18 protein-coding genes and 2 pseudogenes are annotated in these 16,180 nt (G+C 37.1%); 7 read left to right on the top strand and 13 right to left on the bottom strand.

Annotation, left to right across the window (positions count from 1 at the left end):
* Nucleotides 1-102: 102 nt before the first annotated feature.
* Nucleotides 103-2,331: a glycosyl hydrolase gene (locus BM305_RS06405; protein WP_092559871.1), complete on the top strand. Its 2,229-nt coding sequence runs from the start codon at nt 103-105 to the stop codon at nt 2,329-2,331.
* 293 nt (nt 2,332-2,624) lie between these two features.
* Here BM305_RS06405 and BM305_RS06400 read toward each other — a convergent pair whose 3' ends face one another.
* The 10 genes and pseudogenes from BM305_RS06400 to BM305_RS06365 form a co-directional block, all read right to left on the bottom strand.
* Nucleotides 2,625-2,924 carry a hypothetical protein gene (locus tag BM305_RS06400; protein ID WP_207649460.1) on the bottom strand — a complete coding sequence of 100 codons (300 nt, stop codon included), beginning with the start codon at nt 2,922-2,924 and terminating at the stop codon, nt 2,625-2,627.
* On the bottom strand, nt 2,921-3,553 hold the full coding sequence (locus BM305_RS06395; RefSeq protein ID WP_092559869.1) for a GyrI-like domain-containing protein: 633 nt from the start codon (nt 3,551-3,553) through the stop codon (nt 2,921-2,923). Before BM305_RS06395 ends, BM305_RS06400 begins: the two co-directional genes overlap by 4 nt.
* A 39-nt stretch (nt 3,554-3,592) precedes the next feature.
* Nucleotides 3,593-3,982 (bottom strand): VOC family protein, encoded by a 390-nt coding sequence (locus BM305_RS06390; protein ID WP_092559868.1) that lies wholly within the window; start codon nt 3,980-3,982, stop codon nt 3,593-3,595.
* A 1-nt stretch (nt 3,983) separates the two neighbouring features.
* Nucleotides 3,984-4,889, bottom strand: a complete 906-nt coding sequence (locus BM305_RS06385) for a helix-turn-helix transcriptional regulator (RefSeq protein ID WP_092559867.1) — start codon at nt 4,887-4,889, stop codon at nt 3,984-3,986.
* A gap of 217 nt (nt 4,890-5,106) precedes the next feature.
* Nucleotides 5,107-5,235, bottom strand: coding sequence for a hypothetical protein (locus tag BM305_RS19610; protein WP_272481947.1), 129 nt, complete (start codon nt 5,233-5,235; stop codon nt 5,107-5,109).
* Nucleotides 5,236-5,333: 98 nt separating this feature from the next.
* On the bottom strand, nt 5,334-5,825 hold the full coding sequence (locus BM305_RS06380; protein ID WP_092559866.1) for a pyridoxamine 5-phosphate oxidase: 492 nt from the start codon (nt 5,823-5,825) through the stop codon (nt 5,334-5,336).
* Between the two features lie 257 nt (nt 5,826-6,082).
* Nucleotides 6,083-6,337, bottom strand: coding sequence for a hypothetical protein (locus BM305_RS06375; protein WP_143099139.1), 255 nt, complete (start codon nt 6,335-6,337; stop codon nt 6,083-6,085).
* 291 nt (nt 6,338-6,628) lie between these two features.
* Complete coding sequence (locus tag BM305_RS06370; protein ID WP_177214580.1) at nt 6,629-7,402, bottom strand: hypothetical protein; 774 nt, start codon at nt 7,400-7,402, stop codon at nt 6,629-6,631.
* A complete protein-coding gene (locus BM305_RS18930; RefSeq protein WP_177214579.1) occupies nt 7,399-7,569 on the bottom strand; it encodes a hypothetical protein in 171 nt (56 codons plus the stop codon). The genes BM305_RS06370 and BM305_RS18930 overlap by 4 nt, the downstream gene beginning before the upstream one ends.
* A 472-nt stretch (nt 7,570-8,041) precedes the next feature.
* Nucleotides 8,042-8,245: pseudogene (locus tag BM305_RS06365) on the bottom strand (IS3 family transposase); the annotation flags it as partial.
* On the opposite strand from BM305_RS06365, the pseudogene BM305_RS19820 reads away from it, so the two are divergent.
* Nucleotides 8,234-8,397 (top strand): annotated as a pseudogene (locus tag BM305_RS19820) (IS3 family transposase); the annotation flags it as partial. The pseudogenes BM305_RS06365 and BM305_RS19820 overlap by 12 nt on opposite strands.
* 200 nt (nt 8,398-8,597) lie before the next feature.
* On the opposite strand, the gene BM305_RS06355 reads toward BM305_RS19820, so the two are convergent.
* Nucleotides 8,598-9,014, bottom strand: a complete 417-nt coding sequence (locus BM305_RS06355) for a class I SAM-dependent methyltransferase (protein WP_092559863.1) — start codon at nt 9,012-9,014, stop codon at nt 8,598-8,600.
* Between the two features lie 48 nt (nt 9,015-9,062).
* Between BM305_RS06355 and BM305_RS06350 the strand changes: the two genes are divergently transcribed.
* The 5 genes from BM305_RS06350 to BM305_RS06330 all read left to right on the top strand — a co-directional run bounded on the left by BM305_RS06350 (nt 9,063) and on the right by BM305_RS06330 (nt 13,588).
* Entirely contained in the window at nt 9,063-9,293 is a 231-nt protein-coding gene (locus BM305_RS06350; protein ID WP_456297651.1) for a DNA-binding protein, read from the top strand.
* 16 nt (nt 9,294-9,309) lie between these two features.
* Nucleotides 9,310-9,996: a response regulator transcription factor gene (locus tag BM305_RS06345; protein ID WP_092559861.1), complete on the top strand. Its 687-nt coding sequence runs from the start codon at nt 9,310-9,312 to the stop codon at nt 9,994-9,996.
* A gap of 8 nt (nt 9,997-10,004) precedes the next feature.
* Complete coding sequence (locus BM305_RS06340; RefSeq protein ID WP_092559860.1) at nt 10,005-11,042, top strand: sensor histidine kinase; 1,038 nt, start codon at nt 10,005-10,007, stop codon at nt 11,040-11,042.
* A 72-nt stretch (nt 11,043-11,114) separates the two neighbouring features.
* On the top strand, nt 11,115-11,798 hold the full coding sequence (locus BM305_RS06335; protein ID WP_092559859.1) for an ABC transporter ATP-binding protein: 684 nt from the start codon (nt 11,115-11,117) through the stop codon (nt 11,796-11,798).
* Nucleotides 11,795-13,588: an ABC transporter permease gene (locus BM305_RS06330; protein WP_092559858.1), complete on the top strand. Its 1,794-nt coding sequence runs from the start codon at nt 11,795-11,797 to the stop codon at nt 13,586-13,588. Before BM305_RS06335 ends, BM305_RS06330 begins: the two co-directional genes overlap by 4 nt.
* 195 nt (nt 13,589-13,783) lie before the next feature.
* Here the strand turns inward: BM305_RS06330 and rlmD are convergent, their stop codons facing one another.
* Together rlmD and BM305_RS06315 are read right to left on the bottom strand one after the other, a co-directional pair.
* Entirely contained in the window at nt 13,784-15,190 is a 1,407-nt protein-coding gene (rlmD, locus tag BM305_RS06320; RefSeq protein WP_242940476.1) for a 23S rRNA (uracil(1939)-C(5))-methyltransferase RlmD, read from the bottom strand.
* A 41-nt stretch (nt 15,191-15,231) separates the two neighbouring features.
* Nucleotides 15,232-16,173 carry a 3'-5' exoribonuclease YhaM family protein gene (locus tag BM305_RS06315; RefSeq protein ID WP_092559857.1) on the bottom strand — a complete coding sequence of 314 codons (942 nt, stop codon included), beginning with the start codon at nt 16,171-16,173 and terminating at the stop codon, nt 15,232-15,234.
* Nucleotides 16,174-16,180: the final 7 nt, after the last annotated feature.

Genomic DNA, 16,180 nt, shown 5'->3' with positions numbered 1-16,180 from the left:
AACGTTTACATTATATGTTAAATACGCTATAATATTCAAAGGGACACTTATGCCCCTTTGGTAATTATTAACAATAATACTAATAGAAAAAGGAGAATGATTATGAAAGGTTCACTAAAGAAAGCATGCACAATTTTTACTGCACTTACCTTACTGCTTGGTTTAATTACAGTACCAATAATGCCAACAGCACAAGTAAATGCCGCAACACAACTGTACACAATTGAATGTGAAGATGCAGAATTATCATCAGATCTTCAGGTAACCAATAATATTTACGGACAAGTTAAGTCTGGTTACTCAGGATCAGGATTTGCTTGGATGCAGGGTTCAGGCACATTAACTTTTACCGTAACAGTTCCAGAAACAGGAATTTACTCAGTATCTACTAGATATATGCAGGAGCTAAGTCCAGATGGAAGATTACAATACCTGTATATCAACGGAATAAACAAGGGCTCTTTTATGCTTCCATACACTACTGAGTGGGCTGATTTTGACTTTGGAACTCAAAAATTAACCAAAGGCAGTAATACAATCCAAATCAAATCAGGCTGGGGATATGCATACTTTGACACCTTTACTGTGGATTATCCAAACGTTCCTAGTCTAGAAGTTCAGCCTGTATTGGCAGACAGCCAGTCAACTGAAGAAACTCAGCTTCTTATGAATTATTTGACACAGGTTTATGGTAATAATATTATTTCTGGTCAACAAGAAATTTATGGTGGCGGAAATGATGGTAACCCTGAATTAGAATTTGACTGGATATACAATTTAACAGGAAAATATCCAGCAATTCGTGGCTTTGACTTTATGAATTACAACCCATTATACGGTTGGGAAGATGGCACAACAAACCGTGTGATTGACTGGGTTAATACTAGAAATGGTATTGCTGCTGGCTGTTGGCATATTAATGTACCTAAAAATTTCACTTCCTATGAACTTGGAAACAGTGTGGATTGGAAGGAATGTACTTATAAGCCAACAGAAACAAACTTTAATACTGCTAATGCTGTAATACCTGGTACAAAAGAATATGAATATTTGATGCAGGCAATTGACGATTTAGCTCAGCAGCTGCTTATTTTACAGAATAACAATGTTCCAATTATTTTACGTCCTTTCCACGAAGCAGAAGGTAATGGAGGCTTGAACGGAGAAGGTGCATGGTTCTGGTGGGGTTCAGCAGGTGCAGAAGTTTATAAGCAGCTTTGGAATCTACTTTATACCCAACTGACTGAGACCTACGGTTTACATAATATAATCTGGACCTACAATAGTTATAATTACAGCACTTCACCTTCTTGGTATCCTGGTGACGACAAGGTTGACATCGTAGGATTCGATAAATATAATACAGTTTATAACCGCAATGACGGTTTAACTAGTGGCCCAAACGAAGATCCTATCTCATCTATCTTCTACAAGATGGTTACCTTGACTAATGGTCAAAAAATGGTTGCAATGACTGAAAATGATACAATTCCAAGCGTTCAAAACCTTAAAGAGGAAAAATCTGCCTGGCTGTACTTCTGTCCTTGGTATGGTGATTTTATTATGAGTTCTTCGTATAATAACCCTATCACTTTAACTACACTTTATCAAAGTGATTATGTCATTACGTTAGATGAACTGCCAAACTTAAAGAGTGGCGCTGCAACACCTACTCCTGTAGTGACTCCTACTCCTGTAGTGACTCCTACTCCTGTTGTGACTCCTACTCCTGTGGTAACTCCTACTCCTGTAGTGACTCCTACTCCTGTGGTAACTCCTACTCCTGTGGTGACTCCTACTCCTGTGGTGACTCCTACTCCTGTTGTGACTCCTACTCCTGTGGTGACTCCTACCCCTGTGGTGACTCCTACTCCTGTTGTGACTCCTACCCCTGTTGTGACTCCTACTCCTGTGGTGACTCCTACTCCTGTGGTTGGTGCAAAACCTGTAGTTACAGTAACAACCAACAACAATGGAAATTCCATTGGTCAGTCTTATAGTATATCAGCTGAAGGCGGAACAATTGATTTATCCAAAGTATCAATTGTGTATACAGCAACTGGATTTAGCACAGCAGCTCAAAGCGTATGGATTGATCACGCGGCACTACAGCTTAATGTATCCCCATACTATGTTTCAATGAATAGTGCAATAACAGGTAGTATAAGTAATGGCAAATTAACTCTTGCAGTTAATAGCAATACACAACTTGCAGTTGGAACTGGTGCATTAACAATTAATTTACGTTTTGCAAAAACGGATTGGTCTACTTATGGAACACTTACTAATCCAGTAGTACAAGTATATTATGATGGAGTACTTGTTCAATAATACCGACTGACCTATAACAAATATGTTATAAGTTACTTTATTTATAATTAAAAAGCTGGCATTCTCTTATATTTAAAAGATTAACTTTTGATATATGGGAGCAGCCAGTTTTTATTCTAACGATAAAGATTTATGATGACTAGGATCTGCATTATTTTTCTGCATTTCTTAGTAGTTGATGTGCCACTTAAAATTTAGTTTTTTAATTCTTTCCGATAATATCTCATCGTTACTGTTTATATATTTTATTCATATTTCAAAATATTTTCCTATCATAATCTAATTTATCGTACTTAGAAAAAGTATTCATTGAAACAAATAACTTCTATTTCACTCTCGTAATATTGTTCCTGAAAATGTATGGCTTCTGTGATTTCCTTATGAGTAAAGTTTATTCCTTCAGGTGCAGCGACAAGTTTATCTTCCACATCATTATGACGATGAACAATACCAATAAAGTGCGTTTGTAGGTCACCAGTACCGTCATAATAGCTACCACAGGCAAATAAAAGTTGTTCTTTCAAATTAACATTTGGGCAATAATAAAACCCATTATTATTTAATTCTTTTATATCTTCTAGCCATCTCATCATTTCTTCTTAATTGGATGTCTGATGACAGTTTTCCATTTTTCAGGAGCAACCTTTCTGGCATCCGACATATAGATTTCATGATGTAATCTTACATCACTTAAATCACTCTCGTAACCATTATCAGCAAGGAACTCATCCATGATTGCAACTGTAGTTGGTTCATCGTCAAATGAGCCAACGTGCATAATCTGGACACACAATCCTTCCTCGACAGTAAAATATTCAGCAGATGAGCAATCAAGTTTTTTCTTCCTTGTAGCTGTTTGCACTGCCCATTCAAAATTCTCTCTTGTTACAAAATCAGGTAATCTAATAACCGAAATCCAATTAAAAGTATCTTTATTAGAATAATTTACACCTTTGATATTATCTTGCCACCAAAAACCTTCAAGCGGAGGAACAACATATTCATAAAAACCCTCAATCTTATAATCTGTTTTATAGCTCATTTTCAAAGTATATGCAACAGCATACAGTACACTAACTGCCTGCTTATATGCTCCACCTTCTTCATTTGGATTTCCTTTGCCTCGAACAGCTACATAATTTGCTTTTGGAATACTTACTACCGCTGGCTTGTTCTTTGGAATATAAAATTCTTTATATTCTTTCTTAAAATCAAATGCCATAGTATTGTCCTTTCTTCTTTTTTGCGCAGATTGCCATTATCACTCCGTAATAGACCCGATTTCTATTAAATTACCTTCTGGATCAGCAATGTAGCACGTTCTCTGTCCCCACGGCTCAGTTGTCGGCGGCATTACAGCCTGTGCTCCTAATTTCGTCACTGTTTCAAATACTCTGTCTACAGCCGCGTAACTGGCAACGGACAGTGCAATTTCATAATGACCATTTAAACCGTTTACATATGCAAAACTTTTGCCTGTCATTTTCTCAAAATCAGATTTCCTATAAAGTAGAAAAAGCGTACCGTCCTTCTCCAAATAAACATTTGAGGTGTTTTCTTCCTCTTTAATTTCAAATCCAAGCACATCTCGGTAAAAACGAATCATTGTTGCCATATCATCCACCATGATTCCAAAACCGTCTAATTTCATTTTACGAATACCTCTCTTTCATCTTTTCAATAATTTTCTGTATTTCATTTTTTATATTCTTAGGCTCTAAAAGTTCAACCTGTTCCCTGAAGGTCAAAAGCCATGTAATAAGTTTTTCCTTATCTGTATAATCTGCATGAAAAAGCAATTTTCCATTATCCTGTTCTTCAAAACAGCATGGACCAAATTCTTCAACCAAGCGCCATTTACAGCCTTTATCAAAGAGTGCTTTCACTTGAATACCTCCACAAAATATGCGTTCATTTGACAAATCTGGCAACGGGGCGTCTTGCTTTGTAAATACAGATTTTAATACTTGAAGATTATCTAATCGGTTCAGCTTAAACAGCCGAAAATCCTCTCTTGATTTGCACCATCCCCATACATACCAACTAGACCAGCGAAATATAAGATAGTACGGCTGAATACATCTGTCGCTTTCTCCTTGTGGAGCATAGTATTGAAATTCCAATTCTTTGCAAGTATCAATTGCGTTTCTTATAAGTTCAATTTTGGGAGCAAGGGAATCTTTATACCATGAGGATAAGTCGATTAAAACAGACTGATTTCCCGACATAAAGTCAGATGTACCAACCGCCAATTTTTCCATCAACTGCCCATAACGATTTGTACCATTGATGCTGTCAAGGCTTCTAAGTCCAGCCAGAATATCCTGCATTTCTGCATTGGTAAGAAGAGTACGTTCCAGCTTATAGTTATCCATTATGGAAATACCGCCATTTACTCCTTGCTTTGTTACAATCGGTATGCCAGCCTTGCATAAATCCTCAATATCACGATTTATAGTTCGTCTGGACACCTCAAACTTTTCTGCCAAATAAGGTGCTGTCACAACCTTATTCTGAAGCAATATAGATAAAATTCCAATTAGCCTATCTATTTTCATTACATTTCCTCAATTTATAATTAGTATATCATCTAAAACACGTCAACTATATGTCATGTTTATTATAATCTTTTGTATCTATTTTTTCAATGATATCTATTGCTGCCAATAACCCTACACATTCACATATCTTAGTAGTACTCTTAGTCTATCAAAATTTATTTCTTATTTTTGCACAAATAAATTTCACATCTTAGGCAGTTCATCCTCCGTCATATTATTGTGTATAGAAGTGGTTCAAGTTTTTAGCTGCTTCCCACTGTTTTTCTACTACACAATTTTGCTTGCGGAACAACTCAAGACACTTATCAATTGAATCGTCACCACGCTGTACCCTCACCTCCATTAGGAAATAAAAAAGACTACAAAGCATTTCACCTTATAGCCTTTCATAAGACTTTTTTGTACTTATGTTTAATTGTTTAAGAGCAAAAACTTCACTGATTAATAAATACCCCCATTTTCCATATCAGTCTTATTCACAAAATCCATATGGTATAGTTTTTCCCAATGGTTAATGTTTAATGTTCCCTTAGTGAGATGGATTGCTAAAATGCAACAGTTTTCATCCTTTTCATTATTTGCCATATCGTACCATTCAGCAAAAGCTGTACGGAGTTTAGATCTTATTTCTGCATTTTTTGGATCAAGCACCCAACCGAGGTTTTCACCTACTCCATTAGCAGTGAACATCTCTAAACAACCCGCGACCGAAACCTCCGAATTTTGTGAAATTTGCTGCATTTTGTTTGATTTTCCATGTGTTACAATATAAAATGTGCCCTCTTCATAATAAGCGTCCACACTACGGACAACTGGGCGGGACATTCCGTTAGCGCCTGGCTCCCTCGCAATTGTTGCAAGAGAAATAACATTGTCTTTGCCATTTCCGAACTTTTCTTCAATTAATTTTAATCCTTCTTCGTAGTTATTCATTTACTTTTCCTCCTTTATTAATTAATTGTTTTTCTCGCCTTTTCACTTCTGGACCAACAAAATACCTCTAATTACCGTCTGGTGCACTGCTGTGGTAAGCTAATCGGCCTAATTTAAAATAATAACGAACTATCCATCTTCCTTTAATATAATGTCCCTATCAAGAAATGCTTTGCGCTGTGTTTCTCTGATTTGAATATATCTTTAAAGCATAGCAAAGCAGCTAACATTAGAAAGAACCCTTTTATCATTTGCATTCACCTCACCCGGCTTAAGCAGTATAATACAATTTCATATTCTGGTATGTATATCTCACCTTCTCCACTTATCACAATATCATACCGTGCTTGTTTTGTATAATTCTCTAGTTTTTCAAGTGAAAATGTCTCCCAGTAAATATCGTGCACTAAGTATGGATAGAATTTATCATTATCAAGACAGTTATTATGATGCTCTCTAAGATATTGCAGGGAATGTCCTGAGTAGCTCAATAGTCCTTCTGGTTTTAACACCCGTTTGCATTCCCATTCCACTACCTATATCAAGTATTTTTGCCCCGACTGGAAAATTATTAGCAACCCGCTGCTCCCAAATTTTTAACTTTCCCTTATCCCAGCCTTTCATCTCGTCAATATGGTCCTTTTTCCATACCACACTGATACCTTTGAATTCATTAATAACCTCCTTGAATTAGGATCCTTTATACCAGTAATTCCATTGTACTGCATATCAAAAAAATTACTAGACTTTAATTCCAACTTTTAGTACGATACAAATGTACTATGCTTAAAATTTAATCAGCATCAGCGCCATTTGTAGAATATTAGATGTCCTAAGAATTGTTCCCTTTTAAGTATCTGTTCTTTTGTCATCGGATGATTTTGACAGCCGATTGCATAAGTATATCCATCCGAAGACCATGCTGCTACTGACCAGCTGCTATCTTCACCCTTCAAAGTAACATCAGTATCTCCCACCTGCTCAATTTCAGTCTGTGCATATTCATTGGCATCACCGCTGACATTTTCTGCGCCTTCAGCCTTACGGATATAATATCCCCTATCAGCGTCATCTTCAGTGATATAAGCTACTTCTATCATGTTTCCGTCAATTACTGTAATAACTATCTTAGTATAAGGTTTTTCAGTATCTGGAATTTCCATTTCAAATCCAGTCATAGCACGGGTCTCTGCGAGTGTAGACACTTCAGTAAAAGGATTGGGAATTTGTTCCTCTGTGGTTTCCTTTGAATTTTCATCCTCTGCAGTAAGATCTACCTCTACGTCGTCTGTCAGTTCTGCGCTTCCATCAAAATTCACTGAAATATATGCTATGCAGAAGTTTTTTTCAGCATCAGGTACAACAGGAGCAACCGAACAGAATATTGCATAATTATTGCCTGTTTTGACTTGACTTCCAATATAAAAAATAGGCTCATAATCAGATCCGACAAGACCATCAGTCGCTTTATCAAATGCACGCTTTACATCTTCATTTTTATCAAAAACTACATCCCCCTGGTTATATGACCAGCCCCCTTCCATGTTTTTGTCGTTTGCATCAAGAAGCTGCTTCATACCTGTAATTTCAGTGTTTCCTTCAAGATCTTCAAACATCCCTGATTATTTTCCCAATCTCCTACATTTTCATCACTAACGTTCTCTAATATTTCTTGTTCTATAACCTTTTTCATCATCATAATAATTTCGTCCTTTCTGTTATCCGTATCCGAATTGTTTTCCATTTTGTAATATTATTTTTTGCCTTCACATATATAGACGGTCTAATGATGAATCTGGTCACATTCCGCAAAAACTTTTTTCTACTTTTTTATTTTCTTAATTTACTCAACTTTCCCAGCAAACATTTCTAAATAAGGCCTGAGTAAATGAGGCTTGAGAGGATACTTCATGCTTCCATGATATCCAAAGCTATGATATTTATGATTTCCTCTAATATAGGTTTATACTTATCATAAATATCAACCGGAATATAATAAATTCTTTAAAAATTTTTAATTCATGCAGCCACACTTTGTAAGAATAGAAAGACATTCTCAGAACAGTAACTATTATACTATCTAACATGTTTTTTCAAATACGTGGTTAAGTTGACGTTCACCTTAGCCTACCAAAACTGAGCATTTGTGCAATTTTATATTTTCAGACACTCTGATGCTGTACAATAAAAATTGACACACTATTTTATACAATTTTTACATAATCACTTAGTTCTCTTTTCAGTTTCTCTAAATTGCTAAAAACTCTTTTCAATGCAAATTCTGTCTTTATAATCTTATACCCTGCTTCTGCAACTGCATTATCATATGGACACCCTTTTTGGCTTAAGGAGCGTTTTATTTGAAAGGCATTTAGAACCTCATCCATTATTTTATTTTTAAACTCATTTCCTCTGTTGGAAGATGTCATGATAATGCACGCTGTGAAAGTATGTGGGCAAGACTTAAGGAAGAACTTTTATATGGTCGCTATGATACATCTAAAATGACTATAATAGGAGAATCTGCTCTACTAATGGTGGATTACCTCCTATGATTAAGAGGCAACAATAATAAACAAAGGCTGCACACCAATTTTTATCCGCTTCTTTTACATTCCATTTTGGAAATAAATCTATTATAGGTTGAATATTGGTGTCATTATTCTCTAATAATCCATAAAAGGCTTTTGTACAACAGCCTTTGCAACTTCTTCCAATCTTTTTCTTGTGCACATCGTACATCCTTTTTTGTTAATAATTATTACGTTCCATTTACTTTAACCTGCACAGGCAATATAATACAATACCATCTTCTGGTACATATATCTCGCCTTCTCCACTCATTACAATATCATACCCTGTCTGCTTTGCATAATTCTCAAGTTCTTCCAGTGAAAATGTCTCCCAATAAATCACATGTTCAATATATGGATAAAATCTCACTCTACTATCACACATCACCGCTTCTTCGTTTGCTTTATCCGCTACATCTTTGGAAATATCCAGCCCATCCACTTCAAATCCCTGATTATATAGTGCAAACGCCTCCCTTCCCAATCCACAGCCTATATCTAGTATTCTTGCTCCAGAAGGGAAATTAGCAGCAACCTGCTGCTCCCAAATCTTTAACCTCCCCTTACCCCAGCTTTTCATTTCGTCAATATGTTCCTTTTTAACCGGTAATCTCATTGTACTGCGTATCAAAAAAATTGCTAGACTATATTTCCAACTTATGGTATGATGTATTATGTCTATAAAAGCTTCTTCAGATATCGAAGAAGCTTTTATTTATATCCGAATATTCTTTCTGTGAAAGCCGCCTCTGAAAAATGGATCATATCGGAACGGCAAATTCAAAAATTATGTGAAGATAATCGTATCGTAGGTACGCTGAAATTTGATCGTGCATGGATGATACCAAAAGATGTAGAAAAGCCTGCTGACGGACGGCACTCTCTCAAAAAATAAAGGACGGTAAAAACAAATGAAACACATTTTCTTTGTTGAAGATGATTTAAGTTTAATTAGTGGTTTATCCTTTGCAATGAAAAAGCAAGGGTATGATATTGATATTGCCCGCACAAGTCTTGAGGCAAAAGTACTATGGGAAAAGGGAAACTATGATTTGGTGATTTTGGACGTATCGCTTCCCGACGGCTCTGGCTATGATTTGTGCAAAAAAATCCGTGAAACATCAAAAATACCAATTATGTTTCTTACGGCAGCTGATGAGGAGGCAAATATTATCATGGGCTTAGATATAGGCGGCGACGATTACATGACGAAGCCTTTCAAGCTTGCAGTATTTCTATCCAGAATAAATGCTCTGCTTCGCAGAAGCGATAATTTTAATCAAGCTAATACGGAATTAAATTCCAATAATATAAAAGTACAACTGCTAAAAGGCAAAGTAAATAAGAATGGGGAACAGCTTGACTTAACAGCAAGCGAATACAAATTGTTGTGTCTGTTCATGGAAAATCCCGACATTGTTCTTTCGGCAGAACAGATTTTAAGCACGTTATGGGATTGCAATGAAAACTACATTGACAACAACACTCTGACTGTATATATCCGTAGACTGCGTACCAAAATTGAGGACAATCCGGGTGAACCTCAAAAAATAGTGACTGTTAGACGTATGGGGTACAAATGGAATATTGGTGAATGAGGTGTATAATGAAAATATTAGTAAATAGAAATATTAAAAAACTTTTTTGTTTCGCACTGCTACTTATGATGACATTTGTCATACTTTCCATAATTTCTATTATTTTGAGATTTGAATATGCCGCATTTTTTATATTGTTTTGTTCCGTATGTATGAGTGTAGCTGTATTGATACAGGGTTACAGTTATTTCAAAGTGCAAAATGAAATCATGGAAAACGCAGCCGAGCAAATCAAAGAATATATTTCCGGCAATCAAAGTGCGCGAATTGAATGTGATGATGAGGGCGAATTATACAGACTATTCCATGAAGTTAATTCCTTGGTTTCAATTTTGAACGCCCACGCTGAAAATGAAGAAAAATCAAAACACTTTTTGAAAGATACAATTTCTGATATTTCCCACCAGTTGAAAACTCCCCTTGCTGCACTAAATGTCTACAATGGTATTATGCAGGAGGAAGCAAAGGATTATCCCACTATCAAGGAATTTACTACTCTTTCAGAGCAAGCACTTGACCGAATAGAAACATTGATACAGAATCTTTTGAACATCACAAAACTTGACTCTGGCACGATCTTAATAGAAAAATCGGAAGAAAGTATATCTGTAATGATGAATAGCATGGCCCAACAATTTGCCTTTCGTGCAAAACAGGAGGGCAAGAAAATTGTCTTATCTGGCAATAATGATATTACATTTTTATGTGACCGACATTGGTTGGTAGAAGCAATTAGTAATTTTGTGAAAAATGCTTTAGACCATACGCAAAGGGATAATAAAATTTATATTGGCTGGAAACAATTTGCGTCTGTTGTTCAAGTCGTTATCAAAGATAATGGAAGTGGCATTCACCCCGAAGATTTACCACATATTTTTAAGAGATTTTACCGCAGCCGTTTTTCTAAAGACACGCAAGGCATTGGGCTTGGATTGCCGCTTGCAAAAGCAATTATTGAAGCACACAGCGGTACAATCGAGGTTGATAGCACCTTAGGTCATGGTTCTACTTTTACAATCACCTTTCTAAATCCTACAAAATTGTAGGCTATGTGTAATATTGCAGTAGGGTTGTTGTGATAACCTTTCAATATTAAAGCAGAAAGAGGTAGATAACCTATGAATTTATTGGAAGTACAATTCATTTCTAAAACTTACGGCAGTGGTGAAGCTGCCGTACATGCGCTAAAGAATGTCAGTTTCTCCGTGCCAAAAGGTGAATTTGTCGCAATTGTCGGCGAATCCGGCTCGGGCAAAAGTACTTTGCTGAATATGGTCGGTGCTCTTGATACGCCCACCTCTGGCAAGGTATTGATTGACGGTAAGGATATTTTCGCAATGAACGACACCCGCTTGACGATTTTTCGTCGCAGAAATATCGGCTTTATTTTTCAGAGCTTTAATCTGATACCCGAATTGAATGTTGAACAAAATATTATATTCCCTGTACTCCTTGACTATCAAAAGCCCGACAAAAAGTATCTTGAGGAATTATTGACGGTACTTAATCTGAAAGAACGTCGGGGGCATTTACCCAGTCAATTATCTGGCGGTCAACAACAGCGTGTGGCAATCGGGCGAGCGCTCATTACAAGACCATCGCTTATTCTTGCGGACGAGCCAACAGGCAATTTGGACACACAAAACAGTAGCGAGGTAATCGCTTTACTGAAAGAAGCTGCAAAAAAGTATGAGCAGACCATTGTTATGATTAGCCACAGTCGAAGTATTGCACAAACCGCAGATAGAGTACTACAAGTTTCTGACGGCACACTTACCGATTTTGGGAGGTGTCAAGAATGAAAAGCTATCTTAGCCTTATTCCCATTTCAGCGAAGGTGCATAGACGGCAAAACCGTATGACACTTCTTTGCATTATTTCTGCTGTTTTCATGGTAACTGCTGTTTTCAGTATGGCTGATATGGGAATTAGAATGGAACAGACAAGACTGCTTTCCAAACATGGTAGTTTGGAAAGTTTGAGCAGTAGTACAATGGCACAAACATTATATATGGTCGCAGCGTTTTTGTTTGTCCTGATACTGTTTGCAGGTGTATTGATGATTTCGAGCAGTATAAACACTAATGTTGCTCAAAGGACAAAGTTTTTCGGAACGATGCGCTGTATTGGTATGAGCAAACAGCAAATCATTCGTTTTGTAAGGCTGGAAGCACTAAGTTGGTGCAAAACCGCAATTCCGGTAGGTATTGTATTGGGAATTATAATTACATGGGAATTATGTGCTGCACTTCGCTTTTTTGTAGGCGATGAATTTTCCGATATGCCCCTCTTGGGAGTTAGTTTGATCGGTATTATTAGTGGAGTTATTGTCGGTCTTATTACGGTACTTATTGCAGCCAGTTCTCCTGCAAAAAGGGCGGCAAAGGTATCCCCCATGTCGGCTGTATCGGGTAATTCCGAAAATATTAAAACAATACATGGGGTAAATACAAATATTAGACAAGTTGAAATTTCTCTTGGTATTCATCATGCAGTATCAGCAAAAAAAAATTTTATATTGATGACAAGTTCTTTTGCCCTTAGTATTATACTTTTTTTGAGTTTTTCAGTTTTAATACAGTTTGTTGGCTATATCATGCCTCAATCCTCTAATACGGCTGATATCAATATTACAAGTAACGAAGGGGCTAATTCAATAGACGATTCATTGCTTATCAGTATCAAAGCTGTAGCAGGTGTAAAACAGGTCTTTGGGCGTAGAGATGTTCTTGATGTTTTGGCAAAGATACATTCTCAATCTGACACGATTGATATGATTTCCTATGATGATTTTGATTTAGACTGTCTTACCAAAGATAAGCAGCTAAGAAATGGTAGCCATACTGAAAAGGTATATGGAAACAGCAGTTATGTACTTGCTGTTTGGGATGAAAACAATCCATTAAAGGTTGGAGATAAAATACAAATCGGAAGTGAAGAACTGGAAATTTCAGGATTGTTAAAATACAACCCGTTTAATGATGATGGCAGTACCGATGGAAAAGTAACGCTGATTACTTCTGGTGAAACCTTTGTGCGTTTGACTGGAATAACGAGTTATTCCCTCGTTTCAATTCAGCTTACAAGAGACGCAACCAATGAAAACGTAACAGAAATCAGTAATCTTTTAGACGAGAGTTTCACATTTCATGATATGCGTGAGCAGCACACTAGAAGTACCTACATTGCGTTCATGTTGTTTGTTTATGGTTTCTTGATAATCATCACATTGGTTTCCATCTTAAATATCATGAACAGCATATCAATGAGTGTATCGGCAAGAATAAAACAGTATGGCGCTATGCGTGCGGTTGGTATGGATAAACATCAAATTACTAAAATGATAGCAGCTGAAGCATTTACCTACTCTCTATCTGGGTGTATTGTCGGTGTTTTAATCGGTCTATTCATTAGTAAATTACTCTATGACAATCTTATTACTACACATTTTAGCTATGCTGTTTGGAACATTCCTGCCGCACCTATCGCTATTGTTCTTGTGGTTGTTACAATCACTACTATTCTTGCGGTATATGCTCCATCAAAAAGGATTAGAAGTATGGCTGTAACTGATACTATAAACGAATTGTAAAATCTGCTGTACGAGGGCAAAGAAAACAGCCGTTTTTTGCGTTTACACTCCGTCAAATTCCGATTTGCACTCCTTGTAACTGGAAATTTATGTTTTATTTGTATTACCGATTTCAATTAGATTTGTAGACCAAGCTTTGATAGCCGCTTATATTTTGTATCCACATCAGCAAAATTGGGCAACCAAAGGGCTATTTCAAACGTCTGATTGATTCCTTTTGGTGGACGCACACATCAAAACACATGTCTCCACGTGCCCGCTATGCCCAAACATGTCACAGCCCCGTACCCTTGCAAGCTCATATCCCCCATCACATAAAAATCGCAGATCCCTTGCCAGAGTAGCCGGATCACAACTGACATACACCACTCGTTTTGGTGACATTTCCAGTATTGTTTTCAAAAGCGCCTCATCACAGCCCTTGCGGGGCGGATCTACCACTATTACATCTGCCCCCACGGTTCCGTTGCTCTCCTTGTACTGGAATGGAAGTACCTCCTCCGCAGCACCAACAAAAAACTCCGCATTTTCAATGCCATTAATTCTAGCATTCTCCCTGGCATCCTCAATAGCCTCAGGAATAATCTCAACTCCATACACCTGCCTTGCCCGCTGAGCCAGAAAAAGCGAAATCGTGCCAATTCCACAATACAAATCCCACACAACCTCATTTCCCGACAAATCCGCATAAGCAAGCGCAGTCTCATACAGCCTTTTTGTCTGTAAAGGATTCACCTGATAAAAAGAAAGCGGTGAAATCTGATACTTAATATCACCAATATAATCCACAATAAAAGGCTTGCCCCATAGCAGTTCCACCCTTGACCCCAGAATTACATTGGTTTTATCTGTATTTATATTAATAGAAATGCTTGCTATACCCTTCACTTCCTGCAACATGTCCACCAGTATCTGGCTGTGAGGAAGACGGGTGCCATTTAAAACTAGACAAACCATTATTTCCCCTGTTACATAAGCAACCCTTGTAAGGATATGACGGATAAGCCCCTTATGAGTCGTTTCATCATAAGGCTCTATTCGGAACTTCTCTAAAAACTTCTTTATAATCCCAAGAATTTGACTATTAACCTCTGCCTGAATACAGCAATCGGGTGTATCAATAATTGTATGGGTTCTGCCCGCATAAAATCCCATTACCAGATTTCCCGCCTTATCTTTTCCTACTGGAAACTGCGCCTTATTCCGATAATGATATGGGTGTTCCATCCCGATAATTGGTTCCATAATGTTAGAAATCTGCTGCTCTGAAAATTTCCCAAGACGGACCAGACAATTAAAAATCTTATTCTGCTTATAAACCAGCTGCTGTTCATAAGACAGGTGCTGGATTTGACAGCCTCCACATTGACGTGCAACCGTGCATACTGGCTCTACCCTGTACTCAGATGGCTTTACAATCTCCATCAGACGTGCATAACCATAACTCTTTTTTGCCTTAATTACTTTAATTTTGGCAGTATCACCAGGCAAGGCATCCTTTACAAATAAGGTATAGCCATTGACATGGACTATACCTTCTCCCTCCGAACCTAAATCTTCTATTGTAACTTCTATCTCATCATTTTTTTCCAAACCAATCATTTTACTAACTGCTCCACTTTCCATCTATTTATTCGTCAAAGCTATTTAACACTTCTGCATATATTACTTTCAAAAAAACGATTGTATCCAACCCATTCATTTTTCTCGTCGCCTGCTTCAATGGCTTCTATCATCGTCTCTAGCTTTGCATCTGCATTGTCAGCAAAGGTTAATGCTAGTGCCTCTAAGGTTGCTGGCTTTTTGGGTGAACCATACTCCAGCTCACCATGATGGGCTAAAATACAGTGGCGAAGCTGTGAAGAAAGCTTAGCTGGAAAATTAGGTATGGTTCTGATTCTCTGAGCAAGCAGCTCTGCACCAAGATAAATATGACCTAGCAGCTGTCCGTCATTGGTATAATCATTCTCTGGGAATTCTGAGATTTCCTCCAGTTTTCCAATGTCATGAAACAATGCCGCAACCAATAAAATATCCCTGTTAATCATTTGATAATTACTTGCCATAAAGTCACAAAACTTCATAACGCCTAATGTATGTTCTAATAAACCGCCCATAAAACTGTGATGCACACTTTTTGCAGCAGAATGTCTTTGAAACTGTTTTACAAATTCTTTATCCTCTACAAAAAAACTTTGTGCCAGCTTTTTTAAATAAGGATTTTCAAGACTATCAATAAAAGATATTACTTCGCCAAACATTTCATTAATATCTCTCTTAGATGCTGGCATATAATCAGCTGCATTATATTCTCCCTCTTGTGCCATCCGCACCCTTCTGACATTTAACTGTAAAGATCCTTGAAAACTCGTAAGCTGGCCTTCCACATGAATAAAATCCATTGCTTCAAAATTCTCTATGGCATTAGACAAGTCCCATATTTTAGCATCTAAAATACCTGTCTTATCTTGTAACAGCATTGAAAAATAGGTTTTACCCGCTTTTGTCTTTAAATTCTGCTTACTCTTACATAAATATATTTCGGCTATGGTATCTCCCTCACGTAACTCGTTAATATAATGCATACTCAAC

Source organism: Anaeromicropila populeti (assembly GCF_900112775.1).
Taxonomy (GTDB): Bacteria; Bacillota; Clostridia; order Lachnospirales; family Lachnospiraceae; genus Anaeromicropila_A; species Anaeromicropila_A populeti.
Note: the sequence above shows the minus strand (reverse complement) of the source record. Positions and strands in the feature narration are given on the sequence as shown.

What these genes read in the sequence shown, in the direction of transcription:
- BM305_RS06405 (WP_092559871.1), top strand. Translation starts at nt 103, where the DNA reads ATGAAAGGTTCACTAAAGAAAGCATGCACAATTTTTACTGCACTTACC.
- BM305_RS06400 (WP_207649460.1), bottom strand. Translation starts at nt 2,924, where the DNA reads ATGATGAGATGGCTAGAAGATATAAAAGAATTAAATAATAATGGGTTT.
- BM305_RS06395 (WP_092559869.1), bottom strand. Translation starts at nt 3,553, where the DNA reads ATGGCATTTGATTTTAAGAAAGAATATAAAGAATTTTATATTCCAAAG.
- BM305_RS06390 (WP_092559868.1), bottom strand. Translation starts at nt 3,982, where the DNA reads ATGAAATTAGACGGTTTTGGAATCATGGTGGATGATATGGCAACAATG.
- BM305_RS06385 (WP_092559867.1), bottom strand. Translation starts at nt 4,889, where the DNA reads ATGAAAATAGATAGGCTAATTGGAATTTTATCTATATTGCTTCAGAAT.
- BM305_RS19610 (WP_272481947.1), bottom strand. Translation starts at nt 5,235, where the DNA reads ATGGAGGTGAGGGTACAGCGTGGTGACGATTCAATTGATAAGTGTCTT.
- BM305_RS06380 (WP_092559866.1), bottom strand. Translation starts at nt 5,825, where the DNA reads ATGAATAACTACGAAGAAGGATTAAAATTAATTGAAGAAAAGTTCGGA.
- BM305_RS06370 (WP_177214580.1), bottom strand. Translation starts at nt 7,402, where the DNA reads ATGAAGCAGCTTCTTGATGCAAACGACAAAAACATGGAAGGGGGCTGG.
- BM305_RS18930 (WP_177214579.1), bottom strand. Translation starts at nt 7,569, where the DNA reads ATGGAAAACAATTCGGATACGGATAACAGAAAGGACGAAATTATTATG.
- BM305_RS06355 (WP_092559863.1), bottom strand. Translation starts at nt 9,014, where the DNA reads ATGAGATTACCGGTTAAAAAGGAACATATTGACGAAATGAAAAGCTGG.
- BM305_RS06350 (WP_456297651.1), top strand. Translation starts at nt 9,063, where the DNA reads ATGATGTATTATGTCTATAAAAGCTTCTTCAGATATCGAAGAAGCTTT.
- BM305_RS06345 (WP_092559861.1), top strand. Translation starts at nt 9,310, where the DNA reads ATGAAACACATTTTCTTTGTTGAAGATGATTTAAGTTTAATTAGTGGT.
- BM305_RS06340 (WP_092559860.1), top strand. Translation starts at nt 10,005, where the DNA reads ATGAAAATATTAGTAAATAGAAATATTAAAAAACTTTTTTGTTTCGCA.
- BM305_RS06335 (WP_092559859.1), top strand. Translation starts at nt 11,115, where the DNA reads ATGAATTTATTGGAAGTACAATTCATTTCTAAAACTTACGGCAGTGGT.
- BM305_RS06330 (WP_092559858.1), top strand. Translation starts at nt 11,795, where the DNA reads ATGAAAAGCTATCTTAGCCTTATTCCCATTTCAGCGAAGGTGCATAGA.
- rlmD (WP_242940476.1), bottom strand. Translation starts at nt 15,190, where the DNA reads ATGATTGGTTTGGAAAAAAATGATGAGATAGAAGTTACAATAGAAGAT.
- BM305_RS06315 (WP_092559857.1), bottom strand. Translation starts at nt 16,173, where the DNA reads ATGCATTATATTAACGAGTTACGTGAGGGAGATACCATAGCCGAAATA.